The 23,344-nt window shown below is 64.4% G+C and carries 22 protein-coding genes; 14 read left to right on the forward strand and 8 right to left on the reverse strand.

All coding sequences use genetic code 11. The features are described 5' to 3' along the window. The first annotated feature begins 5 nt into the window (after window positions 1-5). The 5 genes from HZZ13_RS11140 (at window position 6) to HZZ13_RS11160 (ending at window position 4,024) form a co-directional block, all read left to right on the forward strand. The gene (locus HZZ13_RS11140; protein WP_197959650.1) at window positions 6-197 is read left to right on the forward strand and encodes a hypothetical protein; all 192 of its coding nucleotides are present in this window, start codon (window positions 6-8) and stop codon (window positions 195-197) included. Then, window positions 181-1,104, forward strand: a complete 924-nt coding sequence (locus HZZ13_RS11145; RefSeq protein ID WP_197959651.1) for a division plane positioning ATPase MipZ — start codon at window positions 181-183, stop codon at window positions 1,102-1,104. Before HZZ13_RS11140 ends, HZZ13_RS11145 begins: the two co-directional genes overlap by 17 nt. Window positions 1,105-1,447: 343 nt before the next feature. After that, a complete protein-coding gene (locus HZZ13_RS11150; protein WP_197959652.1) occupies window positions 1,448-2,308 on the forward strand; it encodes an alpha/beta fold hydrolase in 861 nt (286 codons plus the stop codon). Window positions 2,309-2,480: 172 nt separating this feature from the next. After that, complete coding sequence (locus HZZ13_RS11155) at window positions 2,481-3,230, forward strand: vWA domain-containing protein (protein ID WP_197959653.1); 750 nt, start codon at window positions 2,481-2,483, stop codon at window positions 3,228-3,230. 68 nt (window positions 3,231-3,298) lie between these two features. After that, window positions 3,299-4,024 (forward strand): DnaJ domain-containing protein, encoded by a 726-nt coding sequence (locus tag HZZ13_RS11160; RefSeq protein ID WP_197959654.1) that lies wholly within the window; start codon window positions 3,299-3,301, stop codon window positions 4,022-4,024. Between the two features lie 227 nt (window positions 4,025-4,251). Here HZZ13_RS11160 and HZZ13_RS11165 read toward each other — a convergent pair whose 3' ends face one another. Continuing rightward, window positions 4,252-6,102: a D-alanyl-D-alanine carboxypeptidase gene (locus HZZ13_RS11165; RefSeq protein WP_197959655.1), complete on the reverse strand. Its 1,851-nt coding sequence runs from the start codon at window positions 6,100-6,102 to the stop codon at window positions 4,252-4,254. A 387-nt stretch (window positions 6,103-6,489) separates the two neighbouring features. Here HZZ13_RS11165 and HZZ13_RS11170 point away from each other — a divergent pair, with 387 nt between their 5' ends. Continuing rightward, window positions 6,490-6,828, forward strand: a complete 339-nt coding sequence (locus HZZ13_RS11170) for a phasin family protein (RefSeq protein WP_128920536.1) — start codon at window positions 6,490-6,492, stop codon at window positions 6,826-6,828. 73 nt (window positions 6,829-6,901) lie between these two features. Here HZZ13_RS11170 and HZZ13_RS11175 read toward each other — a convergent pair whose 3' ends face one another. After that, on the reverse strand, window positions 6,902-8,263 hold the full coding sequence (locus HZZ13_RS11175) for a TadE/TadG family type IV pilus assembly protein (RefSeq protein WP_197959656.1): 1,362 nt from the start codon (window positions 8,261-8,263) through the stop codon (window positions 6,902-6,904). A 478-nt stretch (window positions 8,264-8,741) separates the two neighbouring features. On the opposite strand from HZZ13_RS11175, the gene clpS reads away from it, so the two are divergent. Together clpS and clpA are read left to right on the forward strand one after the other, a co-directional pair. Then, window positions 8,742-9,074, forward strand: a complete 333-nt coding sequence (gene clpS / locus HZZ13_RS11180; protein ID WP_197947744.1) for an ATP-dependent Clp protease adapter ClpS — start codon at window positions 8,742-8,744, stop codon at window positions 9,072-9,074. A gap of 286 nt (window positions 9,075-9,360) precedes the next feature. Beyond that, entirely contained in the window at window positions 9,361-11,769 is a 2,409-nt protein-coding gene (gene clpA, locus HZZ13_RS11185) for an ATP-dependent Clp protease ATP-binding subunit ClpA (RefSeq protein WP_197959657.1), read from the forward strand. A gap of 78 nt (window positions 11,770-11,847) precedes the next feature. Here the strand turns inward: clpA and HZZ13_RS11190 are convergent, their stop codons facing one another. The 3 genes from HZZ13_RS11190 to HZZ13_RS11200 form a co-directional block, all read right to left on the reverse strand. Beyond that, window positions 11,848-13,269 carry an MFS transporter gene (locus HZZ13_RS11190; RefSeq protein WP_197959658.1) on the reverse strand — a complete coding sequence of 474 codons (1,422 nt, stop codon included), beginning with the start codon at window positions 13,267-13,269 and terminating at the stop codon, window positions 11,848-11,850. A 133-nt stretch (window positions 13,270-13,402) separates the two neighbouring features. Next, window positions 13,403-14,428, reverse strand: a complete 1,026-nt coding sequence (locus HZZ13_RS11195) for an aldo/keto reductase (RefSeq protein ID WP_197959659.1) — start codon at window positions 14,426-14,428, stop codon at window positions 13,403-13,405. Between the two features lie 150 nt (window positions 14,429-14,578). Next, window positions 14,579-15,535: an AraC-like ligand-binding domain-containing protein gene (locus tag HZZ13_RS11200; RefSeq protein ID WP_197959660.1), complete on the reverse strand. Its 957-nt coding sequence runs from the start codon at window positions 15,533-15,535 to the stop codon at window positions 14,579-14,581. Between the two features lie 191 nt (window positions 15,536-15,726). On the opposite strand from HZZ13_RS11200, the gene HZZ13_RS11205 reads away from it, so the two are divergent. Together HZZ13_RS11205 and HZZ13_RS11210 are read left to right on the forward strand one after the other, a co-directional pair. After that, entirely contained in the window at window positions 15,727-16,743 is a 1,017-nt protein-coding gene (locus tag HZZ13_RS11205; protein ID WP_197959661.1) for a carbon-nitrogen hydrolase family protein, read from the forward strand. Window positions 16,744-16,772: 29 nt separating this feature from the next. Further along, a complete protein-coding gene (locus HZZ13_RS11210; protein WP_197959662.1) occupies window positions 16,773-17,810 on the forward strand; it encodes a phenylacetaldoxime dehydratase family protein in 1,038 nt (345 codons plus the stop codon). Here HZZ13_RS11210 and HZZ13_RS11215 read toward each other — a convergent pair. After that, window positions 17,807-18,445 (reverse strand): HAD family hydrolase, encoded by a 639-nt coding sequence (locus tag HZZ13_RS11215; RefSeq protein WP_197959663.1) that lies wholly within the window; start codon window positions 18,443-18,445, stop codon window positions 17,807-17,809. The genes HZZ13_RS11210 and HZZ13_RS11215 overlap by 4 nt on opposite strands. An 88-nt stretch (window positions 18,446-18,533) precedes the next feature. Here HZZ13_RS11215 and HZZ13_RS11220 point away from each other — a divergent pair, with 88 nt between their 5' ends. The 4 genes from HZZ13_RS11220 to tsaA all read left to right on the forward strand — a co-directional run bounded on the left by HZZ13_RS11220 (window position 18,534) and on the right by tsaA (window position 21,322). After that, entirely contained in the window at window positions 18,534-19,487 is a 954-nt protein-coding gene (locus HZZ13_RS11220) for a transglycosylase SLT domain-containing protein (RefSeq protein WP_197959730.1), read from the forward strand. Between the two features lie 223 nt (window positions 19,488-19,710). Continuing rightward, entirely contained in the window at window positions 19,711-20,451 is a 741-nt protein-coding gene (locus tag HZZ13_RS11225; RefSeq protein ID WP_197959664.1) for an AzlC family ABC transporter permease, read from the forward strand. Beyond that, a complete protein-coding gene (locus HZZ13_RS11230) occupies window positions 20,448-20,798 on the forward strand; it encodes a branched-chain amino acid transport AzlD family protein (RefSeq protein WP_197959665.1) in 351 nt (116 codons plus the stop codon). The genes HZZ13_RS11225 and HZZ13_RS11230 overlap by 4 nt, the downstream gene beginning before the upstream one ends. Before the next feature lie 32 nt (window positions 20,799-20,830). Then, window positions 20,831-21,322 carry a tRNA (N6-threonylcarbamoyladenosine(37)-N6)-methyltransferase TrmO gene (tsaA, locus tag HZZ13_RS11235; protein ID WP_197959666.1) on the forward strand — a complete coding sequence of 164 codons (492 nt, stop codon included), beginning with the start codon at window positions 20,831-20,833 and terminating at the stop codon, window positions 21,320-21,322. 119 nt (window positions 21,323-21,441) lie between these two features. Here tsaA and HZZ13_RS11240 read toward each other — a convergent pair whose 3' ends face one another. Continuing rightward, window positions 21,442-21,870, reverse strand: a complete 429-nt coding sequence (locus HZZ13_RS11240; protein WP_197959667.1) for an HIT family protein — start codon at window positions 21,868-21,870, stop codon at window positions 21,442-21,444. A 53-nt stretch (window positions 21,871-21,923) separates the two neighbouring features. Continuing rightward, entirely contained in the window at window positions 21,924-23,165 is a 1,242-nt protein-coding gene (locus HZZ13_RS11245; protein WP_197959668.1) for a GNAT family N-acetyltransferase, read from the reverse strand. Window positions 23,166-23,344 lie beyond the last annotated feature (179 nt).

A 23,344-nucleotide genomic window follows, 5' to 3' on the forward strand; every position in this document is an offset into this window, starting at 1 on the left:
AGATCATGGACGCCATGCATCCGGATGCGGCACAGCATCCCGCGCAATTACAGACGAAAGACGGCGCCGCGATTCATCGCGAGGAACGGCGCATTGCAATTTGCATCACCTGTCACGCATTTCACTTGACCGCTGACGCTGTCAACTCGAAGATATTCGCAAGGGGTGTTGAGGATCGCCATGCTTGTGCAGGCTAGCCAAGGCCAATCCGGCTCGGCGCATGTGGTTGTGCTCGGCAATGAGAAGGGCGGCTCCGGCAAATCGACCACCGCCTTGCACATCGCCGTTGCACTTCTGAAGGCCGGCCAGCGCGTCGCCACCATCGACCTCGACTGCCGCCAGCAGAGCTTCACGCGCTACATCAGCAACCGGTCGGCATGGGCGCAACGTACCAAGCTCGATCTCGAGCTTCCGGTGCATCGCTGCATCAAGCTCGGCGAGACCATGCAGATTGCCGAGAACGAGAATTCCGAGTTCCAGCAGTTCATGGAAGCCGTCTCCGCGGTCGAGAGCAGGTTCGACTTCATCGTCATCGATACGCCCGGCACCGACAGCTATCTGATGCGGCTCGCACATTCGATGGCCGACACCCTGGTCACGCCAATCAACGACAGCTTCCTCGATTTCGACGTGCTCGGCACCGTCGATCCCGCGACTTACGCGGTGACGGGCGAGAGCCATTACGCCGAGATGGTGCGTGACGTCAGGCGCAAGCGCCGGCAGCTCGACGGCGCGACCACCGACTGGATCGTCGTGCGCAACCGCCTTTCCATGCTCGGCTCGCGCAACAAGCAACTGGTGGCCGATGGCCTGAAGGATCTGTCGCTGCGGCTCGGCTTTCGCTACGTCGACGGCTTCGCCGAGCGCGTCGTCTACCGCGAATTCTTCCCCCGCGGCCTGACCGCCCTGGACGATATCGACGAGGCCACGCTCGGCATGCGGCCCAACCTCGGCCATCTCACTGCGCGGGAGGAGGTGACGAGCCTGCTCCGCCAGCTCAAGCTTCCGCTCGACGAGCGCGGTCGCCGCCGCGCGGCCAACCGGGCCGAGTGGTTCAGCCAGGTGGACAAGCCACTCGAGGTCCATGATATCCTCGGCGCCTGACGCCGCGGTATAGCGCTACTTCCGGCCGTTCCGGGCCCCCGGCGGGTGCGGGAACCCGGCCGGCGCCACGCGCGTTTTCACGCTGCATTACTGCGGGTCGAACCCAATCGAGACCGGTTGCGTCGAATAGGGACCTGCACCCTGACGTAGCGGTATGAGAATGGGGTGCTCACGGAACGAGTGCAAAGCACAATGAAAGGGCTGCCGGTTCACAACATTTAGCCTTCCTGTCACGCTGCTGTGACATATATTAGGGAATAGGCGACAAGGGGCCGAAGAGCCCCCGGAGAACACGATTTTCAACAGGGATTCAGGCCGCTTAGGCTTGAGGCTGAGGACGAAAATGAAGCGTGGAATTGCCGTTCTGGTTTCGGTCAGTGCCCTCTGCGGCATCGCCTATTTCACGGCGAGCAAGTGGGCGATCAAGCACGAGACCATCACATTCTACGATGCCTCGCGCGACAACCGTCCGGTGCCCGTTTCCATCGCGGTGCGCCGCGACAAGGAAATGCAGGCCAATGCCGGCATGATCAAGCTGCCCGTCGCAGTGATCAATCATGGCAACACCGTCAAGAACACCGAGTACGGCTTCCTCGCCAACATCTTCGCTGCGCGCGGCTACATGGTCGTGAGCCCGCAGCATGATCTGCCAACCGATCCTCCGATGGTCACCAAGCCCGGCGAGCTCTATGTCGGCCGGCTGCCGCAGATCCTTCGCGGCGTCGCCAACATCCATCTCGCCATGCAGGAGATGAAGAAGGTTCAGCCCAATGCCGACTACGACAAGGTGACGATGGTCGGCCATTCCATGGGCGGCGACATCACCATGTACTTCGCCAAGCAGTATCCGGACGAGGTCAAGAAGGTCGTCACCCTTGACAATCTGCGCGTGCCCTTTGTCACCGCCGGCAAGTTCAAGATCCTGTCGTTCCGCTCCCAGGATCCCCAGTTCAAGGCTGACGCCGGGGTGATTCCGACCGAGGAGGAATGTGAGAAGGCGGGCATCCAGGTCGTGAAGACCGAATTCCAGCACAACGACATGCGCGATACCGGTCCGGATGTGGCAAAAAGCTCGATCCAGGGCATGCTCGACAAGTTCCTGAGTGCGACCGACAGCGAGGTGGCGCCGGTCGACACGCAGTCCGCCCCGCCCAAGATCCTCGAGCCGGGCCCGGTCGCCCTGATGGCACCTGCCAAGAGCTGACTTCCAATAGCTGACGTCCAAGAGACTGACTTCCAAGAGCGACCGAGCTGACGCCGCCGCTCGGCTACACCAATTGTCGAAGCCTCCGCCGGCGCCCGCCCGCGGAGGCTTTGCGCATTGACCGGGCCGCATGCGCCGACCACATTAGCTGCTGACGCAAGGTGTAGCTGCGATGTCGGGCGAACCCATCAAACCGCGCGGCCGCGATGCCGTTTCGGCGCGAGCAGATGGCGCGTTGCCGCAAGCGCAAACCTCAACCTCGGAAGACATCGCCGCGTTCGTTGCCAAGGCGCGGGCTCTCTCCCCGCATGCCCCGGGCGCGAGGGGGCGGCTGATCTTCGCGCTGGATGCGACCATGAGCCGGCAGCCGACCTGGGACATGGCGTGCGCGCTCCAGGCCGACATGTTTCGCGAGACCGCAGCGCTCGGCAGTCTCGACATCCGGCTGGTCTATTATCGCGGCTTCAACGAGTGCCGCGCCACGGCTTGGATTTCCGACAGCGCCAAGCTGGCGACCCTGATGAGCAAGATCGATTGCCGCGGCGGCGATACCCAGATCGGCAAGGTCCTGAGCGAGGCCAGGCGCGAGGCAGTCGCATCCGGCGTGCGGGCCGTGGTCTTCGTCGGCGATGCCATGGAGGAAGATATCGACGAGCTCTGCGCCAAGGCCGGCGAGCTCGGCATGCTCAAGGTGCCCGTATTCATGTTTCAGGAGGGCCATGACGCGGTCGCCGAACAAGCCTTCCGCGAAATCGCGCGGCTGACTGGCGGTGCCTGGTGCCGGTTCGATCCCGGTGCGGCGGCGCAGCTGCGCGAGCTGTTGCGGGCGGCTGCGGCCTATGCCGCAGGTGGACGTGAGGCGCTGCTGAGGCTGGCTGGAAGCGTGAGTGGCGCGGCGAAGCTGATCAGCCAGATGAAATAGCGGCTAGGCCAGTGCGGCTTGCGGCGGTGTCCCATGCTTTTTGACAAGAGCACGACTATATTCCGGCCATGACTCTGATCGCCGGCGCTGTCGCCGTTATCACGCTGTACCTGCTGCTCCAGATGTTCCGCTCCGCCAATCCGGCGGTACTGGCGCGCACCATCAAGTTCGGCGGCGGCGTGCTGGCGCTGGCGGTTGCGGCCTTCACTGGCTTGCGCGGCGAACTGGCGGTTGCGATCCCGCTCGGAATTTTCGGCGCCGGGCTGCTCGGCTGGACGCCACTGGCGAATGCCGGCTTCGGCAATGTCGGCGGGCTGTTCGGCGGCGGTGCGACGCGCCCGTCCGGGCAGGCCTCGCGGGTGCGATCGCAATTCCTGGACATGCGGCTCGACCACGATTCCGGCAAGCTTTCTGGCCAGATCGTCGCAGGGCCTCATGCCGGGCGCAATCTAGACGAGTTCGATCTCGCCGCCTTGCTTGCGATGGTCCCGACGTTCGACGCCGAGAGCGTGGCCCTACTTGAAAGCTATTTGGACCGCCGGTTTCCCGCTTGGCGTCAGAACGCGCAGGGCGATGCGGCAGGGCGGCAGCGCCGCACGGCGGCGAGCAGCAAAATGACGGCGGAGGAAGCCTATCAGATCCTTGGCTTGCAGCCGGGAGCGGGGCGCGACGAGATCAGCCGGGCCCACAAATCCCTGATGAAGAAACTCCATCCCGACCAGGGGGGCTCGACGTATCTCGCTGCCCGGGTAAACGAGGCCAAGGATACTCTGCTTCGCACGCATAACGGCTAACTCCGGCACTACGCTACAAACGCCCGTACCGCGTGAGCTCTGTTTGCTCTGTCTGCCGTCGCCCGCCCTTGTCGGCGTGGTCGATCCCTTGAGCAAAGTTTTAACCGTAAATCCTTGACGAGAGGTTGTTGTAGAACAGCCCTCGTGAACGGCTCAGCCGTCGCCGCCGCACCAAACGAAAATGCCCGCGCAAGGCGCGGGCATTTGGTCTGGAGCGGAGAAGGAGATCAGTTGCGAACGGTGATGCAGGAGATCTCTGCACGCTTCAAGGTGCGGCAGACGGCTTCGGCCTGATCGCGCTCAAGCCCGGCGAAGCGGGCGCGGTAAAGCTTGCGATTGTCCTTGGCGACGACAGGCTCGGTGAACGGGTCCGCCTTGCTGAGCAGGCCACGGGCCGAGTTGCGGGCCGCATCGATGCGCTGCTGAGCTTCGTTCTCGCTCTCGAGCGCGCCGACCTGGACGATCCAGCCGCTGTGGGTGACGGCGGGCCTGGTGGTGGCGCTCATCTGGATCGCCTGTGGCGCCGGGTCGGCCGACGCGAGCTTCGGAGCGGCGGGAACGGGTGCAGCGGCAGTTGCGGCCGGCAGCACGCCGAGGATGCCGTTGCCGGTGCCGAACCCCGCGGGCTGCCGCGGCAGTTCGGCGCGGGCCATCTCGGTCTTCGGCGCTTCCGGCTGGCTCACCGTCTCCGGCTTGTTGATGAGATCTGCCCTGGCGACGACGGCGCCGGAGGTTTCCGCGACATCGGAACGGGGCGGGACGGTGCTGGTGACGGGCGGCGCAACGACCTGGACACCAGCCTGGGCGGGAGCCGCGGAAGCGACCTTCACGGCGCCAGCCCTGACCTGAACGGTCTTGACCCGAACCGGCTTCATAGGCTCGGACGAACCGGGGATGATGGAGAGCGGCTGGCTCGAGATCACGCCATTGGTGAGCGGCGCCGGCTCCACCTTGGACTCCGTCGGCCGAGCTTCCGGTTTGGGCTGAGCGGGCGGCATCGCCGCAGTCGCTGCGGCCAGCGTCGACAGGCGTGCGGCAAGGCGCGACGGAGCGGCTTCCGGAGCAGGGGCCGCAGCGGCCTGAACCTGCGGAGCCGCACGTGCCGGCACGTCCGACGCATCGGCGACATCGGTGTTGGCTTCAGCGCCGTTGCGTTCCGTGACTGCGGCGACGGTGCGGACGGTGGCGCCTTTTTCGAGGTTCTCCGCGAGCAGGTTGCGCATGATGGCGTCGCGCGAGCCGCCGCTGCGGCCGCCGAGCACCACGCCGATCAGGTGGCGGTTGCCGCGGCGCATCGAGCTGACGAGGTTGAAGCCGGAGGCGCGAGTGTAGCCGGTCTTGATGCCGTCCACGCCTTCGACGCTGCCGAGCAGGTGATTGTGGTTGCGGATCGACTGTCCGCGCCAATTGAAGGTCGAGGTCGCGAAATAGCGATAGTAGCGCGGGAAGCGCTCCTGAATGGCGCGGCCGAGCGTGGCCTGGTCGCGCGCGGTCGTGACCTGCTCGTCGTTGGGAAGACCGTTGGCGTTGCGGTAGACGGTCCTGGACATACCGAGAGCGCGCGCTTTGCGCGTCATCATCTGGGCAAAGGCGTCCTCGTCGCCTGCGATGGCTTCGGCGATCACCACCGCGGCGTCGTTGGCAGATCGGGTGACGAGGCCCTTGATGGCGTCCTCGACACGAATGGTCTGGCCGGCACGCAGATTCAGCTTGGTTGGATCCTGGTCGGCGGCGTGCTTCGACACCGGCATCTCGGTGTCGAGCTTCATCTTGCCGGATTCGAGGCGCTCGAACAGCAGATAGAGCGTCATGATCTTGGTCAGCGAGGCCGGATGACGGATTCCGTCAGGGCTTGTCGCCTGGAGCACTGCACCGGAATTACCGTCGACGATGATGGACGCGAACTTCGAGCTGGAGCTCTCGGACACATCGCGCTGCACCCGGTGGTGCGCATGGTGTCGACGATGGCGCCGCGCCTCGGCTGCGTCGGAGGTGAAGATGACTGCGGTGGTGACCGTAAGAAGCCCCAAAACGCCAACCCGCGCCAAGCGCGAGGAAGACAAGTTTTTACGAAGCATGGAACCCCGTCCCCGTTTCTGACTTGATCACCGGCCCGTGAGGCGAAATTGTGCCCATCGGACCCGGGATCATTACCTGCTCAGGCTGTCCCTCCGCTGGTGTTCGCCGCGGGGGACGTTGGACCCGAGCCGCTGTTCTGGCTAAGGTGATGTTCTCAAACGGCTTTTGGCCGCTCGCGGACGTGAACACATCCAGGGAATCAAGGTAGGGCGGGCCGGTTTCCAAAAGCTTAAGGAACCCTTGCGGGAAACCCCGGGAATCTCTGCAATTTGCGCCGAATTTTGTGCGACGCACAAGATTCTTGACTTTTTTGTGCGTTGCACTAAATTTGGGCGGAGTCAGGGAGCCGGGGCTTCCCGACGCGAGCCAGGGAAAAGGATTCCGAAATGTTCAAGGTTGAAGACTTCCAGAACTACGGGAAAGAGCAGTTCGAGCAGTGCGTTGCCTCCGCGACCTCGGTGCAGCACGGGCTCCAGGCGATCGCCAGCGCCTACGGCGACTATACGAAGAAGTCGTTCGAAGACACCAAGTCCTTCGTCGAGAAGCTTTCCGGCGTGAAGTCGCTGGACAAGGCCATGGAAGCGCAGACCGATTTTGCCCGTTCCGCCTACGAAACCTTCGTCGCGGAATCGCAGAAGATCGCCGGCCTCTACAGCGACCTCGCCAAGCAGGCGTTCAAGCCGGTCGAGACCATCGTGTCGAAGTTCACCCCGGCCGCTCAGTAACGTCTCGAGACATCCTGGAATCGAAAAGCCCGGCTGAACCAGCCGGGCTTTTTTGTTGTGAGCGATGGGACCGTCAGCGTGCGACGCGCAGCTTCGACAGGGAAGTGCCGATATCCTTGAACACCGAGACGGTCTGGCTCGCCGAGGTCACCAGATAGAACTTGTCGCTGCTGCTGGCGCAATATTGCAGCACGCTCGAGGTCGGATCGCTGCCGGTGTTCACCTGCACCGTATAGATTGTGATGTTGTAGGGCTGGGCCTTGGCGTTGTCGCAGAGGATCTTCTGTCGAGCGTCGATCTGCGAAGCACCGCTGTACCAGCGGTTCTGCGTGTTGAGACCGTCGGAGAGCAGGACGATCGCGTCCTTGTAGGTGTAGTTGGAGTCCTTGGCCGGGGCATTCATGGGGTCGCCAGTCGATAGCGTCATCCAGCCCCAGGCGAGGCCGATGCCTTGGTTAGTGTTGCCGGTCGGAACCAACTTGTCGATCAGGGACTTGAGCGTGGCCCAATCGTAGCTGAGCGGCATGATCGGCTGGATGTAGGCCGAATTGCTGGAGTTGCAGTAGGAATATTGCTCGGCGGGGAAAAGCGTGGCCGAATTGCTGCTCGCCGGAGTCGTGTTCTTGGTATCGTAGTCCTGGTCGCGGTCGGTGATGCAGCCCGTCCACTTGTTGTGGTTTTTCGGCGTCCAGGTCTTGCCGGCGCTCACGCAGCTTGACTGTTGCTTGTACCCGTTGTCGCTGCAGGTGCCATTCACCGCTTCCCAGTCGCTCCAGTCGATCCAGGGCTTGTCATAGTTGCTGCTGCCGACGTTGACGTCCTTGGAAAACGGCACGATCGAGATGTAGACGTCGCCGTTGGTCTTCGCGAGCGCGCTGAGCTGATCGACCAGGTTCTTCGCGGCCGTCTGCATCGCCGGCATCTTGCCGTCGTACGCCATCGATCCCGTGACGTCGAGCACCAGGGCCACGCGCATGCGCGTCAGGCCCCAGGCGCTGGTGGACGAGGTGCCGACGTCGAGCGTCGGGAAGCCGGCGATCTTCATGAAGCTGGTGGTGTAGGTGCCGGTTCCGGTGAGCTGGATCGTCGAGCCGATCGTGGTGCTCGCGTTATAGGTCGCGGCGACGCTGACCGACGGCAGGGTCTTGGTGTCCGTGAACAGGGCGTTGAAATAGGATTGCGCCTTGGTGGAGATCTGTGACGTGGTGATGGTGCCGGCCGACAGGTCCCTTGACAGCATCAACGCGGTGGAATCGAGGGCTGACTGCATCGCGGTGCGCGCCTGGGCCGCGCGGCTATAGTCGATCGCCGCGCCGACGAAGCTCAGCATCGGAACGAGCGCAATGGCGAAGATCACTGCGATATTGCCTTGCTCGGCTGCTCCGAAACGGGCGAGTTGTCGACCTAGGCGGCTGACGAGGGGCAGACCAGACATGACGATCCCCGAAATCTGTGTTTTGCCCGATTTCGCGCCACGTCATTGAATCGCAGGTAAACTGGACCGTAGAAAACCGGAGCGTTTGGCGGAAAACCGTCGCGGGCGGGCTAACGGCCGGGTTCCTGGTCAACATGTTCTAAGCGCGCCGGGCGGAAATTTTTGTCAAATCCCTCCGGATTGATTAACCTAAACAGGATCGCCCGGACCGGGAATCGGGACTGCTGCGACGGCATGGGCTGGACCCCCGCGTGCTTGCGGCGGGCCGGGGGCAGGGCCATATTGCTGGCGAGCGATCCGGCCTGAACCGCATTTGCCGGGAGCGGCGATCCAAGGCGGCGCGCCTGCGCCAGGCTCCGAAGGAGGGGTCGCGCGGTGACCGCCATTCGCTTCCGTGGGGAATTTGAACGCCTGTGCCATGCTGCAATTGACTTCCAGCCTCGATCAGTCCGCGCCAGCCGCTGCCGACGCGCCTCGCATGAGCAATGACGACAACCGTTCGGGTACTCCCTCGGGGCCGAGCACGTCGGTCATCACCAAGGTCAAGCCCAAGACCAAGCGGCCGAACCTGTATCGTGTGCTCATCCTGAACGACGACTACACTCCAATGGAGTTCGTCGTTCACGTGCTGGAGAAGTTCTTCAACAAGGACGTCGAAGCCGCGACCAAGATCATGCTGCACGTCCATCATCACGGGATCGGGGAGTGCGGCGTGTTCACCTACGAGATCGCCGAAACCAAGGTGACGCAGGTGATGGATTTCGCCCGCAAGCACCAGCACCCGCTGCAATGCGTGATGGAAAAGAAGTAAGGCGGCTTGCGGCGCGCTTGAAGCCGTCTCCTGTGCAAGCCGCAGTGTGATTGTCGCGCGGCGGCCGCGCGCGACGGGCTGCAGCCGGCAAAACTACGGAATTCTGCGCCGGCGCCGATCCCGCCCAAATCGGAACGGGTTTTGCATCGAAAATACCGCAAGTGTGTCGCCGCCGAGTCGCGGAACCGGTCTTTCGCCGCGGTCTTGTATAACTATATGTGACAAAGGTTGTTGTTGCCTGACCGGGCGATGACGATCATGATGGTGGGGGCCATAGAGGACGCGAATGCCGACTTTTTCCCAAAGCCTTGAACAATCCCTGCATCGTGCGCTGGCGATCGCGAATGAGCGTCATCACCAATACGCGACGCTCGAACATCTCTTGCTCTCCTTGATCGACGACTCCGATGCAGCCGCCGTCATGCGCGCCTGTAGCGTCGATCTCGACAAGCTCCGTACGAGCCTCGTCAACTACCTTGAGACCGAATTCGAGAACCTGGTGACGGACGGCGCCGACGACGCCAAGCCCACCGCCGGTTTCCAGCGCGTGATCCAGCGCGCGGTGATCCATGTGCAGTCGTCCGGTCGCGAAGAGGTGACCGGCGCCAACGTGCTGATCGCGATCTTCGCCGAACGCGAGAGCCATGCCGCGTATTTCCTGCAGGAGCAGGACATGACGCGTTACGATGCCGTCAACTACATCAGCCACGGCATTGCCAAGCGGCCGGGCGTTTCCGAGGCGCGGCCCGTGCGCGGCGTCGACGAGGAGACCGAAGCCAAGGGCAACGAGGACGCCAAGAAGAAGGGCGAGGCGCTCGAGACCTATTGCGTTAACCTCAACAAGAAGGCGCGCGACGGCAAGATCGATCCGGTGATCGGACGCAATTCCGAAATCAACCGCGCGATCCAGGTGCTGTGCCGCCGGCAGAAGAACAATCCGCTGTTCGTCGGTGAAGCCGGCGTCGGCAAGACCGCGATCGCAGAAGGGCTCGCCAAGCGCATCGTCGACAGCGAGGTGCCGGAGGTGCTGGCGGCCGCCACCGTGTTCTCCCTGGACATGGGTACGCTGCTTGCCGGCACGCGCTATCGCGGCGACTTCGAGGAGCGCCTGAAGCAGGTGCTCAAGGAGCTCGAGGCGCATCCCAACGCGATCCTGTTCATCGACGAGATCCACACCGTGATCGGTGCAGGCGCGACATCGGGCGGGGCGATGGACGCCTCGAACCTGCTCAAGCCGGCGCTGGCCTCTGGCACGATCCGCTGCATGGGCTCGACCACCTACAAGGAATATCGCCAGCACTTCGAGAAGGACCGCGCGCTGGTGCGGCGCTTCCAGAAGATCGACATCAACGAGCCGACGGTCGAGGACGCCATCGCGATCCTCAAGGGCCTCAAGCCGTACTTCGAGGACTATCACCGGCTGAAGTACACCAATGAGGCGATCGAGGCTGCGGTGCAGCTCTCCTCGCGCTACATCCACGACCGCAAGCTGCCCGACAAGGCGATCGACGTGATCGACGAGTCCGGCGCCGCGCAGATGCTGGTCGCCGAGAACAAGCGCAAGAAGACTATCGGCATCAAGGAGATCGAGACCACGATCGCCTCGATGGCGCGGATCCCGCCGAAGAGCGTGTCGAAGGACGATGCCGAGGTGCTCAAGCATCTCGAGCAGACCTTGAAGCGCACCGTGTTCGGCCAGGACAAGGCGATCGAATCGCTCGCCGCCTCGATCAAGCTGGCGCGCGCCGGCCTGCGCGAGCCGGAGAAGCCGATCGGCTGCTACCTGTTCTCAGGACCCACCGGCGTCGGCAAGACCGAGGTGGCCAAGCAACTCGCGGCCGCGTTGGGGGTCGAGCTGTTGCGCTTCGACATGTCCGAATACATGGAGCGGCACACCGTGTCGCGCCTGATCGGCGCGCCCCCCGGCTATGTCGGCTTCGACCAGGGCGGCCTGCTCACTGACGGCGTCGACCAGCATCCGCACTGCGTCGTGCTGCTCGATGAGATCGAGAAGGCCCATCCCGACCTCTACAATGTGCTGCTCCAGATCATGGACCACGGCCGGCTCACCGACCACAACGGCAAGCAGGTCAACTTCCGCAACGTGATCCTGATCATGACCACAAATGCGGGCGCGGCCGATCTCGCCAAGCAGGCATTCGGGTTCACCCGCTCCAAGCGCGAAGGCGACGACCACGAGGCGATCAACCGGCAGTTCGCGCCGGAATTCCGCAACCGTCTCGATGCCATCGTCTCGTTCGGCCATCTCAGCGTCGAGGTGATCGGCACAGTGGTCGAGAAGTTCGTGCTTCAGCTCGAGGCGCAGCTCGGCGACCGCGACGTCACCATCGAGCTGTCCGAGGAGGCCAAGGCCTGGCTGATCCAGCACGGCTACGACGAGCAGATGGGCGCACGTCCCATGGCCCGCGTGATCCAGGAGCATATCAAGAAGCCGTTGGCCGACGAGGTGCTGTTCGGCAAGCTGAAGGGCGGCGGCCACGTCCGCGTCGTCCTGGTCAAGGACGAGGCCGACGAGACCAAGGAGAAGATCGGCTTCGAGTTCGTCGAGGGGCCGGTCACGCCGAAGCAGGAGAAGCTGCCTGGCGCCCGCAAGCGTCCGCCGGGCAAGCCCAAGCCGGGCGGCCCCGGCGGCTCGAAGGGGCCGACCTCGAAGGGCCCGCTGGTCAAGGTTTGATCGGCACGTGATGAAATCGAAAAGGCCGGCTGCGAAGCCGGCCTTTTTGTTGTGCGCCATCCGTTCAGTGAACCGGCCTCAGTCGCCGCGCAGACGCTGGTCGTCCTGCACGCGGACGTGCTCGGCACCGCGCGCGCCGGCTGGGGAAAGCCGCAGCATACTCAGCATTGCACCGCAGAGCGCAAATCCGACGCCGGCAAGCAGTGCCAGCCTGGTTCCGTCGAGCGGATAGCGTCCGAGCAACAGCGCGACCAGCGCCGCGCCGGTGGTCTGGCCGAGCAGGCGCGCCGTCCCCAGCATCCCGCTGGCGCCGCCTGCGCGCTCGCGCGGCGCGGCTGCGATCATGGTGCGGTTATTGGGGGTCTGGAACAGACCGAAGCCGGCGCCGGCGAGCGCCATCCGCCAGATCACGTCGAGCGGGGTTGGCGTCGCGGGCAGGAAGGCCAGCGCGGCAAGGCCGCAGGCGAACAGCGTGAGCCCGATGCCGCCGAGCAGGCCGGCCGGATGACGCTCGACCAGGCGGCCGGCGAGGGGCGCCGCAAACGCCAGCGCGATCGGCCACGGCGTGATCAACAGTCCCATATGCACCGCCGAATAGCCGAAGCGGCTCTGAAGGTAGAAGGGGATCGCGACGAAGGCCAGCATCTGCCCGCAGAACGATGCGATCGAGGTCGCGATCGACAGCGCGAACACGGGGATGCGCAGCAGGTCGATCGGCAGGAGCGGCGAGGTCATGTGCGTCTCGCGATAGATCAGCAGCGCGCCGGCAACGATCGCGATGGCGAACTGCACGAGGCAGGTGATCGCGGCCTCGCCATGACCGACGCTGTCGACCGCCGCGATGCCGACGCCGAACGTGATCGCCGACAGCCCCGCGCTCTGCCAGTCGAAGGAGCGGCTCGCGGGCTTGGTGTGCGGCAGGCTGCGCAGGCCGAGCACCAGCGTCACCGCGCCGAGCGGCACGTTGATCGCGAACAGCCACGGCCAGCTTCCCACCGCGAGGATGCCGGCGGCGAGCGTCGGGCCGATCGCGGCCGAGAAGGCGACGACGAGCGCGTTGAGCCCGATGCCGCGGCCGAGCAGGCTGCGCGGATAGGTGAAACGCACCAGCGCCGCGTTGACGCTCATGATGCCGGCCGCGCCAAAGCCCTGGAGGATGCGCGCGATCGTCAGCAGCGGCAGCGTGTGGGCCAGCGCGCAGAAGGCCGAGGCCAGCGTGAACAGCGCCAGCCCGACCAGGTAGACGCGGCGATAGCCGACGATCTCGCCGAGCGAAGCCAGCGGCAGCAGCGAGATCGTGATCGCGAGCTGGTAGCCGTTGACGATCCAGATCGAGAAGGCCGGAGTCGCATCGAGGTCCGCCGCGATCGTCGGCAGCGCCACATTGGCAATGGCGCTGTCGACCACCGCCATGACGATGCCGAGCGCAATGGTCAGTACCGCCTGATTGCGTTGCGGCTGCGGCAGGCCGTCGGCATGCTCGATGGTGACTGTCGACATCGTGAGCGGCGTATCGTTGGCGAATGGGACTCGGCCAGGGGCCGAGTATTGCGCCAACAGGGCAGGGCCGCGATAGTTCCGGAACCGCGCTGCCGGCGCCGTCGCCTTACCAAGCGCGTTTGGTGCGGCTGTCCTACACCGCCGGCGGATTGCGGTCGCTGAAGGTCACGCGCTGGTGCCAATAGGGATAGGGCAGCGTCACCGTGCTCGCCGCATCGAGCTTTGCAACCTGGTCCTTGGTCAAGGACCAGCCGACCGCGCCGAGATTCTCGCGCAGCTGGGTCTCGTTGCGTGCGCCGATGATCAGCGTCGAGACCGTCGGACGCTGCAGCAGCCAGTTCAGCGCGATCTGCGAGACGCTCTTGCCGGTCTCTTTCGCGATCTCATCGATCGCATCGACGACGCGATAGACATGTTCGTCCGAGACGGGCGGTCCGAACTCGGCCGTCTTGGGCAGGCGGCTGACTTCGGGTTTGGGCTGACCGCGGCGGATCTTTCCGGTGAGGCGTCCCCATCCGAGCGGCGACCAGACCACGGCGCCCAGCCCCTGGTCGAGGCCGAGCGGCATCAACTCCCATTCGTAGTCGCGTCCGATCAGTGAATAGTAGGTCTGGTTGGCGACGTAACGTGGAAAACCGTGCTTGTCGGCGACGTCGAGCGACTTCATCAGGTGCCAGCCCGAGAAATTCGAGACGCCGACGTAACGGATCTTGCCGGCGCGCACGAGCACGTCGAGAGTCGAGAGCACCTCTTCGGGCGGCGTGAAGGCGTCGAAGCCGTGGAGCTGGAACAGATCGATATAATCGGTGCCGAGCCGGCTCAACGAACCGTCGATCGCCGCGAGCAGATGCTGGCGCGATGAGCCGATGTCGTTGGGCCCGTCGCCGAAGCGGAACGTCGCCTTGGTCGAGATCAGGACCTTGTCGCGGCGACCCTTGATGGCTTGCCCGAGCACCCGCTCGGACTCGCCGAGCGAATAGACATTCGCGGTGTCGAACATCGACACGCCGGCCTCGAGGCAGATGTCCAGCATGCGCCGCGCTTCGGTGGCGTCCGTCATGCCCCATGCAGCAAGGCGGCCGACGCCGCCGAACGTGCCCGTTCCCAGGCTCAAAGCAGGCACCATCAGGCCGGACCGGCCCAAGCGTCGGTATTCCATCAATCTGCTCCTCGGCTGGCCGCTGATTGATCGTTGCGGCCTTGGCGGCGGAAGATACTGCAAGCAGGCGCCGTGGCCTACCATCCGCTCACATACCGGCCCTGCTCGGGATGACCTGATCGTGCAGATGACAGCCGACTGGAATCCACCTCAATGCCGCAACTGGCTCTGCCGGAAGTCGCGCGGGGACATCCCGAAATGCTCGCGGAAGACGCGGCCGAAATGCGAGAGGTCGTTGAAGCCCCAGGCGAAGGCGATCTCGCTGATATGGCGATGGGCGAGCAGTGGCGAGGCGAGATCTCGCCGGCATCGGGCGAGGCGTTCGGCGAGGACATGGCGCTGGAAGGAGGTGTCCTCGTCTGCGAGAAGATCGTTGACGTAGCGCGGCGAGATGCCGAGCGCGGCTGCGGTTTCGGCGAGCGAGAGATCGGGATCGGCAAGGTGCGCGCGGATATGCGCCTTCAATCGGTAGAGCAGGGCCGAGCGGTGGGTCGAGGACGGCAGCGATGACTTGCCGAGCCGCTCGCTCAAGGCCATCGCAAGCAGATCAACCGCCTGCTCCGACAGCGCGGTGGCCGTATCCGGAGCCAAACCATCCGCATTCTGGCAGAGCCGGACAATGAAATCATAGGCGAGCCGCTCGAGCGGTGCGTCGGCGCCGAATGACATTGCGGTCAGCGTCTCGGTGCCGCCGAACCGCCGCTGCAGCATCTCGCGTGGTACCTTGAAAATGGTCTGCGTAAAACTATCGTTGAACTTCAGCTCGTACGGGCGCGTTGTGTCGTAGAGCGCGAACTCGCCAGGGTGGATCACGGTCTCGCGGCCGTCCTGCACAACGCCACCGTTGCCGCGATTGCCGAGGGCCACAAGAACAAAATCCTGGTTTGAGCGCGCGATACGCGACGGCGTGCGGAATACGTGCTGGCGGTCGGAGCAGACTTCGGAGCAGACCGCTTTACCGAGCGAAGCCTGGGTGACCGACCCGCGAAAGGCGCTGCCGAGGTCCGATTTGCAGTCGAGTCCGACGAAGACGTCGCAGACGATGTCCTGCCAGAGAGCGAGCCGCCGATAGCCGGGACTGCCGTCCGTCGTGAACTGGATTGGCATCTGAACAGCCTCCCTTTCACATCCTGCAAAATCGCCCCGGGGATCCAGTCTGACCGGAGGCAAATCTCGTACCGGCCGGTCGCGCGTCCAGTCGAGTTTTTGTTCCGCCGCGGTCGAGCGGCCGGCTGCCCGGCTTGGCCAAATAGACTGCATCGGACGTGGCTTGCGATCAACCGGCAATGGAGGCAGGAATGGGCATCGAACATCCGAAATACAAGGTTGCAGTGGTGCAGGCGGCACCGGCCTGGCTTGATCTCGACGCCTCGATCGACAGATCGATCGCGCTGATCGGGGAGGCCGCGGAAAAGGACGCCAAGCTGATCGCCTTCCCGGAAGCTTTCATCCCCGGTTACCCCTGGCACATCTGGCTGGACTCGCCTGCTTGGGCGATCGGGCGGGGCTTCGTGCAGCGCTATTTCGACAATTCGCTGTCGTATGACAGCCCGCAGGCAGAGCGCCTGCGCGAGGCCGTGCGCAAGGCAAAGCTCACCGCCGTGATCGGCCTGTCCGAGCGCGACGGCGGCAGCCTTTACCTCGCGCAATGGCTGATCGGGCCTGATGGCGAGACCATCGCAAAGCGCCGCAAGCTGCGGCCGACCCATGCCGAGCGCACGGTCTATGGCGAAGGCGACGGCAGCGACCTCGCCGTGCACGCGAGGCCCGACATCGGCCGTCTCGGCGCGCTGTGCTGCTGGGAGCATCTGCAGCCGCTGTCGAAATACGCGATGTACGCTCAGAACGAGCAGGTCCATGTCGCGGCCTGGCCGAGCTTCTCGCTCTACGATCCCTTCGCGCCGGCTTTAGGGGCCGAGGTCAACAACGCGGCTTCGCGCGTCTATGCGGTGGAAGGCTCCTGCTTCGTGCTCGCGCCTTGCGCCACCGTTTCGCAGGCCATGATCGACGAACTCTGCGACCGGCCGGACAAGAATGCGCTGCTGCATGCGGGCGGCGGCTTTGCGGCCATCTACGGCCCCGACGGCAGTCAGATCGGGGAGAAGCTGGCGCCCGATCAGGAGGGCCTGCTGATCGCAGAAATCGATCTCGGCGCCATTGGCGTTGCCAAGAACGCCGCCGATCCCGCCGGACATTATTCGCGGCCCGATGTCACACGGCTGCTGCTCAACAACAAGCCCTACAAGCGGGTCGAGCAATTTGCGCTGCCTGTCGACACCGTCGAGCCCATGGACATTGCGGCGGCGGCAAGCTGATCTCCGCGATCACGGGGGAGGACACGGTCATGGAATCCGCAATTCCTGCGCATCTCGAAACCCCGCGCACGCGCCACAAGCGCGTGCCGGACGATTACCGGCCGCCATATCCGTCCTTCGTGGCGCGCTACAAGCCTTCGGTCAGCCGCGTCGTGATGGCCTATTTCGGTGTCCAGTATGGCGGTGCGGCACCGGCGGCAATGGAGGCGTTGAAAGAACTCGCAGGACTGTTCGCAATGGATGGCGGTCCGCCGCATTGGGACCGGGCAAGTTATACAGATCAGTCTGGCTCCGAGAATGTTGTCACGGTCGCTTATTGGGACGATCTCGCGCGCTTTGATGCCTGGTTCGCGCGGGCACGCGAGATGTGGACCGGGCGGCAACGCGAAGACATCGGTACCTTCATCGAGGTGCTGCGTCCCATTGTGGCCCGGCACGAGACGCTGTTCTCCTCGTCCGATCGGCCGGAAGGTATCGCCGTCGTTGCGGAGGGCATGAGCGGTGAGGTGCAGGAGCACGCCTATTGGGGCGGCATGCGCGATCGCATCCCGCAATCACAGACCGATGCCATGGCGCCCGCGGGGACTCCAGTGCTGATCCGCGACGGCGCGCGACTGAGAGTCGTGGCGCACGATAATCTCTGCCTGATCCGCTCCGGGCAGGACTGGAGCGATACCGCAGCATCCGAGCGCAAGCTCTATCTCGACGAGGTCGAACCGGTGCTACGCGAGGGCATGGATTTTCTGCGCGATGATGGCGTCGCGATTGGCTGCTATGCCAACCGCTATATGCGGGTGCTCGCGGCCGACGGAAGCGTCAGCGAGAAGTCCTACGGTCAGAGCTGGTGGAAGAGCCTCGCCGCGCTCGAGCGCTGGGCCGAGTCGCATCCGACCCATGTCAGGATCTTCGGCGCGGCAATGAAATATCTGTCGACGCTTGGGCCGTCAGCCAAGCTGCGGCTCTATCACGAGGTGACGGTGGCGGCAGCCGACGAACAGTTCTTCGAATATCTGAACTGTCACCCGAAGACGGGCATGCTGGCGGCGGTCGAAACGGTCAGCACTTAAACGACACAATGACCGAGCAGCTCGGGATGTGCCGCGCAGATGTGATGCGCGCCGGCCTCCCGCAGCTCGGTCTCGCTGCCATAGCCGTAGAGCACGCCGATGGCGATCATGCCGTTGGTGCGGGCGCCGATTACATCGTGGCTGCGGTCGCCGATCATGATCGCGCTGCTCGCATCGACCTTGGCCTCGTCCAGCGCGTAGCGGAGCAGGTCGGGCTTGTCGACACGCGTGCCGTCGAGCTCGGAGCCGAACACGCGTTCGAAATACGGCTTCAACCCGAAATGATCAACGATGCGGCTGGCGTAGACGGCGGGCTTGCTGGTCGCCACGAACATGCGCTGACGTGTCGCTGCGAGCGAAGATAACGTGTCCGCAATTCCGCTGTAAGCCTCGTTCTCGAACAGGCCGATATCGCTGAAGCGTTCGCGATAGAGCAGCAGTGCGCGGTCGGCGAGCTCATCGGCTCCGGTGAGCTTTCGAAGGCTCGCAAGCAGCGGAGGGCCGATGCACCAGGTCAGCTCGTCCTCGCTCGGCACGGGAACGTCGAGCCGTTCCAGCGCATATTGGATCGAGCGGGTGATCCCGGGCTTCGGGTTGGTCAGCGTGCCGTCGAGATCAAAAAAGATTGTCACCATGGGGCGGGACCGGTGTTGATACTGCCGTCTGTTGCTAGTTGGCTCCGGTTCCAAGTCAAGGTCCGATTTGTCCGATAGCGTCATTGCCATGCGAATAGCTCAGGTCATTGCTGTCTCGTGCCAGGTTTTCCTGCTGTCGCCGGCGCTCGCGGAGGAGGCGTCGCCCACCGATGCGCCGCCGAAGTCAGAGGAACCCGAGAAGCCGGCGGAGAAACCGAAAGATGTGCGCGAGAGCGACACGCGGGAGTCGATCTGCCTGATCGTGGAGGCGGCCGCGCGCGACAACAACCTGCCGCTGGAGTTCTTCGCACGCGTGATCTGGCAGGAGAGCCGCTTCCAGGCCGATGCGATCGGGCCCATGACGCGCAGCGGCGAACATGCGCAAGGGATCGCGCAATTCATGCCGGGCACTGCCAGCGAGCGCGGGCTGCTCGATCCCTTCAATCCGGTGCAGGCCTTGCCGAAGTCGGCCGAATTCCTGAACGAGCTGCGCAACCAGTTCGGCAATCTCGGCCTTGCCGCGGCCGCCTACAATGCCGGCCCTCGGCGCGTGCAGGAATGGCTCGTCGGCACCGGCGGGATGCCGGAGCAGACCCGCAACTACGTCTATGCGATCACCGGCACCAGCGTCGATGCCTGGGCCAAGGCGGGGAGCACCGGCAAGGGACCGCCGAGCTCGCCGCCGACGAGCTGCCGTGATCTGATGGCGTTGCTCAAGCGTGCTCCCAACCCCTTCGTCGCCGGGCTCGAGCAGCATGTCGAGCTTGCCGCGGCAAAGATCTGGGGCGTCCAGCTCGCGGCCGGCTTCGACCGCAATAAGGCGCTGGCGATGTATTCCCGGGCCGTCACCAAACTGAGCGCCGTGATCGGCGGACGTGATCCGAGCCTGCTCTCCTCGGTGATGCGCAGTCGCGGCACGCGCGCCTTCTACCAGGTCCGCATCGGCGCGGATACGCGCGCCGAGGCCGATGATCTGTGCAACCGGATCCGGAAAGTGGGCGGGGCGTGTTTCGTGCTGAAGAACAGGGGTGTGGCGGGGTAGGATGAGCTGTCATTCCGGGGCGCGACGAAGTCGCTAACCCGGAATCCATCGTGCAGCGATTTCTGTGGCCTGATGGATTCCGGGTTCGCGCCAAATGGCGCGCCCCCGGAATGACGATGGTGGGCCTGGGCGTCGCGCATGCCAGCCCCGCCGCGCCCTTCCTTGACGCGCGGCGCCGTCTCGCGCGTTATGCCGGCACGATTCCTCACCAGCCAAAGCTCCCGTGGCGCTTCCTCCGCTAAATTCACCGCAATGGAATAGTCCCTGGCGCGCCTTCGCGTGGGGACTGCGCTCGATCACGCAGACGATCCTCACCATCGTGCTGTTCGTGACCTATCTCGGCATCGGTGCGCTCGCTCACGACACCCATTTCAGCCTGCTCTGGGCGTTGTGCTCGACGCTGTTCGTCTGGGCAGGTCCGGCACAGATCATCCTGATCACGACGCTCGGTTCGGGCGCCACCATCATCCAGTCGGCGATCGCGGTGACCGTCAGCGCCATCCGCCTGTTTCCGATGGTGGTCTCCGTGCTGCCGCTGATGCGTACACCCAAGACCAAGCGGCGCGAGCTGATTTTCGCCGCGCATCTCACCGCAGTGACGCTGTGGGTCGAATGCCACCGTTTCCTGCCGCAAGTGCCGCGCGAACGGCGGATCGCTTTCGTCCACGGGCTCGGTTGCGGCCTCGTCTCGGTGTGCCTCGTCGCCAACACCGTGGGCTATTTCCTCGCCGCCAACCTGACGCAGACGCTTGGAGCGGCGATCCTGCTGCTGACGCCGCTGTCGTTCCTGTTCTCGACGGCGCGCAACAGCCGCGAGGTTGCCGATGTCGTCGCGCTCGTGCTGGGCATCGTGCTCTATCCACTGGCGTCGAAGATGAACTCCGGTCTCGACATCCTTGTCAGCGGCGTGGTCGCCGGCACGATCGCTTATGGCGTGCATTGGTGGCGGGAGGTGCGCGCATGAGCTTTGCGCAAGCAATCGGCGACTGGCACGCGCTGGCGGTGCTGTTCATTGCCGGCGTCGTTCCCAACCAGATCTGGCGCATGCTGGGCCTGTGGTTCGGCGGCGGCATCGACGAGGGCTCGGAGTTGCTGGTCTGGGTGAGGGCGGTGGCCACCGCGATCCTGGCCGGCGTCATCGCCCAGATCGTGGTCCAGCCGCCGGGGGCGCTGGCCAGCGTGCCCGATGTCCTGCGCTATGGCGCGGTCGGTGCCGGGCTCGTCGTCTTCCTGCTGACCCGGCGTTCGATCTTCGCGGGCGTGGTCACGGGCGAAGTCTTCATGCTGGCCGGCAAGTGGTGGTTGGGCTAAAACCGCCGGAGAATAGCCAGGGAACAGGACAAATGGTTCGCGAACAGGAGCTCCGCGAGGGCGAGGTCGCCATCGAGCTGCCGCCGACGCAGGATGCCGGGCTCGTCTTCATCGGCCGTATCCGCACGCCCTGGTCATCGCGGCTGGAGACGCCGCGACAGGGGCGTCAGGACGGCCCGATCTGCCGCCTCGAGATCTTCGAGCCCTTCGTGCCGGCGATCAAAGGCGTCGACTTTTACAGTAACCTCGAGGTGCTCTATTGGCTCGACCGGTCGCGTCGCGACATCATCCTGCAGAGCCCGAAGAACAATGAGAAGACCCGCGGCACGTTTTCGCTGCGCTCGCCGGTACGGCCCAATCCGATCGGCACCTCGATCGTCAAGCTGGTCGGCATCGAGGGCAATGCCATCCTGGTGCGCGGCCTCGATTGCATCGACAACACGCCGCTGATCGACATCAAACCCGATCGCTGCGAGTTCACGCCGCTGGCCGCGCCGCAAGCAGGGGATTTCGAGACGGAGTGAGGGGCGTTCCGCTCTAACCCCGTCATTGCGAGGAGCTCTTGCGACGAAGCAATCCAGACTGCTTCCGTGGAGGGATTCTGGATTGCTTCGCTACGCTCGCAATGACGAAGTGTGTGGCGCTACCCCGCCCTCAACGCCGCCATCAACTTCGCCGCGTGCTCTTGCAGCACCCTGTCGTCTTCCTTGCGGCTCGCCGGTGGCAGCATGGCGACGCCGTCGTGGCGCGGCATCACGTGCATGTGCAGGTGAAACACCACCTGCCCGCCGGCAGGCTCGTTGAATTGCTGCACGGTGATGCCGTCGGCGTCGAACGCCTTCATTGCGGCGGCGGCGATCTTGTGCGCGCCGCGGGCGACATGGGCGAAGTCGTCCGGCTCGATATCGAGGATGTTGCGGGCAGGGGCCTTCGGGATCACCAGCGTGTGACCGGGCACGCGCGGCATGATGTCGAGGAAGGCAAAGACGTGCTCGTCCTCGTATACCTTGTAGCAGGGAAGCTCGCCGCGCAGGATCTTTGCGAAGATGTTGTTGCTGTCGTAGGCGGTCATGGCGGCGGCTCCTCGAACGATTTGCGCTTACTGTCACCAGCGGTGGCGAGGCGTCAAGGCGCCTCGTCGGCCCCTTTGCGGAAGGGGCCGAGTTCGGCAAGCTCTCGTCCCGCTTCCGCAACATAGGCGCGCTCGCGCTTGAGGTAATCGTCGATGGCGCGGCGCAGGCCGGGATCGGCGATGAAGTGGGCGGAATGGGTAGTGCGCGGCAGGTAGCCGCGCGCGATCTTGTGCTCGCCCTGCGCGCCGGCCTCGACGTGCTTCAGGCCGTGTTTGATCGCGAAGTCGATCGCCTGATAGTAGCAGACCTCGAAGTGCAGGAACGGGTGATGCTCGACCGCGCCCCAGTTGCGGCCGAACAGCGTGTCGGAGCCGATGAAGTTGATTGCGCCCGCAATCCAGCGATTGTTGCGGCGGGCCATCACCAGCAGCACGTCCTCGTTCATGGTCTCGCCGATCAGCGAGAAGAACTCGCGCGTGAGATACGGCCGGCCCCATTTGCGCGAGCCGGTCTCCATGTAGAATGCGAAGAAGGCGTCCCAGGCATCCTCGGTGATGTCCTTGCCGGTGAGCCAGTGAATGGTGATACCGGGGGCCAGTGCATCGCGCCGCTCGCGCTTGATCGATTTGCGGTGTCGCGAGTTCAGCGTCGCCAGGAAGTCGTCAAAGCTCGCAAAGCCTTCATTGTGCCAGTGGAACTGCTGGTCGGTGCGCAGGAGGAAGCCGTGCTCGGCGAGCAGCTTCCATTCGTCCTCGCGCGCGAACGTGACGTGGACCGAGGAGGCCTTGCTGACGCCGCACAGCGCTATGAGGCCACTCGCCAGCGCCTCCCTGATCTGGGCACGGTCGACGCCGTCGCGGACCAGCAGCCGCGGCCCGGTCGCCGGCGTGAAGGGAACCGAGACCTGGAGCTTCGGGTAGTACCGCCCGCCGGCGCGCTCATAGGCATCCGCCCAACCGCGGTCGAAGACGTATTCGCCCTGGGAATGCGATTTCAGATAGCAGGGCGCGACTCCGGCGACGCGGCCATCGAGCTTGGCGACCAGATGCCGGGGTCCCCAGCCAGTGCGGATCGTGGCCGAACCCGATTTCTCGACTGCGGAGAGAAAGGCGTGGGAGACGAATGGGTTATAGGCGGATCTTGAGAGCCCGAGGGAATCGCCTGGAGGGGCGGATGAACTCCCCACGTCATCGCCATTACAGGTCTTGCCGGGATTGGCGCAGGCGTCCCAATCCCCGGGCGAGATTTCGCCGATGGACGGTACGGCCTCGAGCGTAATTTCGGATGATGCCATTGCGCCCAAGATCGTGCATTGCAGCAGCGACTTCAAGGGGCGGGAACGTGCATGCTCTCGTGCCCCGGACGCAGCGCAGCGCTTCTTCAGCGGTGCGCTGCAGAGCCGGGGCCCATGCGGTAGCGCGCTCGCGGAGAAATGGGTCCCGGCTCTGCGCGGCAACGCTGAAGCGTTGCAGC

The sequence above is a fragment of the Bradyrhizobium agreste genome, from assembly GCF_016031625.1.
Taxonomy (GTDB): Bacteria; Pseudomonadota; Alphaproteobacteria; order Rhizobiales; family Xanthobacteraceae; genus Bradyrhizobium; species Bradyrhizobium agreste.

Coding starts and splice junctions, on each gene's coding strand:
- HZZ13_RS11140 (WP_197959650.1), top strand. CDS start 6: ATGGACGCCATGCATCCGGATGCGGCACAGCATCCCGCGCAATTACAG.
- HZZ13_RS11145 (WP_197959651.1), top strand. CDS start 181: ATGCTTGTGCAGGCTAGCCAAGGCCAATCCGGCTCGGCGCATGTGGTT.
- HZZ13_RS11150 (WP_197959652.1), top strand. CDS start 1,448: ATGAAGCGTGGAATTGCCGTTCTGGTTTCGGTCAGTGCCCTCTGCGGC.
- HZZ13_RS11155 (WP_197959653.1), top strand. CDS start 2,481: ATGTCGGGCGAACCCATCAAACCGCGCGGCCGCGATGCCGTTTCGGCG.
- HZZ13_RS11160 (WP_197959654.1), top strand. CDS start 3,299: ATGACTCTGATCGCCGGCGCTGTCGCCGTTATCACGCTGTACCTGCTG.
- HZZ13_RS11165 (WP_197959655.1), bottom strand. CDS start 6,102: ATGCTTCGTAAAAACTTGTCTTCCTCGCGCTTGGCGCGGGTTGGCGTT.
- HZZ13_RS11170 (WP_128920536.1), top strand. CDS start 6,490: ATGTTCAAGGTTGAAGACTTCCAGAACTACGGGAAAGAGCAGTTCGAG.
- HZZ13_RS11175 (WP_197959656.1), bottom strand. CDS start 8,263: ATGTCTGGTCTGCCCCTCGTCAGCCGCCTAGGTCGACAACTCGCCCGT.
- clpS (WP_197947744.1), top strand. CDS start 8,742: ATGAGCAATGACGACAACCGTTCGGGTACTCCCTCGGGGCCGAGCACG.
- clpA (WP_197959657.1), top strand. CDS start 9,361: ATGCCGACTTTTTCCCAAAGCCTTGAACAATCCCTGCATCGTGCGCTG.
- HZZ13_RS11190 (WP_197959658.1), bottom strand. CDS start 13,269: ATGTCGACAGTCACCATCGAGCATGCCGACGGCCTGCCGCAGCCGCAA.
- HZZ13_RS11195 (WP_197959659.1), bottom strand. CDS start 14,428: ATGGAATACCGACGCTTGGGCCGGTCCGGCCTGATGGTGCCTGCTTTG.
- HZZ13_RS11200 (WP_197959660.1), bottom strand. CDS start 15,535: ATGCCAATCCAGTTCACGACGGACGGCAGTCCCGGCTATCGGCGGCTC.
- HZZ13_RS11205 (WP_197959661.1), top strand. CDS start 15,727: ATGGGCATCGAACATCCGAAATACAAGGTTGCAGTGGTGCAGGCGGCA.
- HZZ13_RS11210 (WP_197959662.1), top strand. CDS start 16,773: ATGGAATCCGCAATTCCTGCGCATCTCGAAACCCCGCGCACGCGCCAC.
- HZZ13_RS11215 (WP_197959663.1), bottom strand. CDS start 18,445: ATGGTGACAATCTTTTTTGATCTCGACGGCACGCTGACCAACCCGAAG.
- HZZ13_RS11220 (WP_197959730.1), top strand. CDS start 18,534: ATGCGAATAGCTCAGGTCATTGCTGTCTCGTGCCAGGTTTTCCTGCTG.
- HZZ13_RS11230 (WP_197959665.1), top strand. CDS start 20,448: ATGAGCTTTGCGCAAGCAATCGGCGACTGGCACGCGCTGGCGGTGCTG.
- tsaA (WP_197959666.1), top strand. CDS start 20,831: ATGGTTCGCGAACAGGAGCTCCGCGAGGGCGAGGTCGCCATCGAGCTG.
- HZZ13_RS11240 (WP_197959667.1), bottom strand. CDS start 21,870: ATGACCGCCTACGACAGCAACAACATCTTCGCAAAGATCCTGCGCGGC.
- HZZ13_RS11245 (WP_197959668.1), bottom strand. CDS start 23,165: ATGGCATCATCCGAAATTACGCTCGAGGCCGTACCGTCCATCGGCGAA.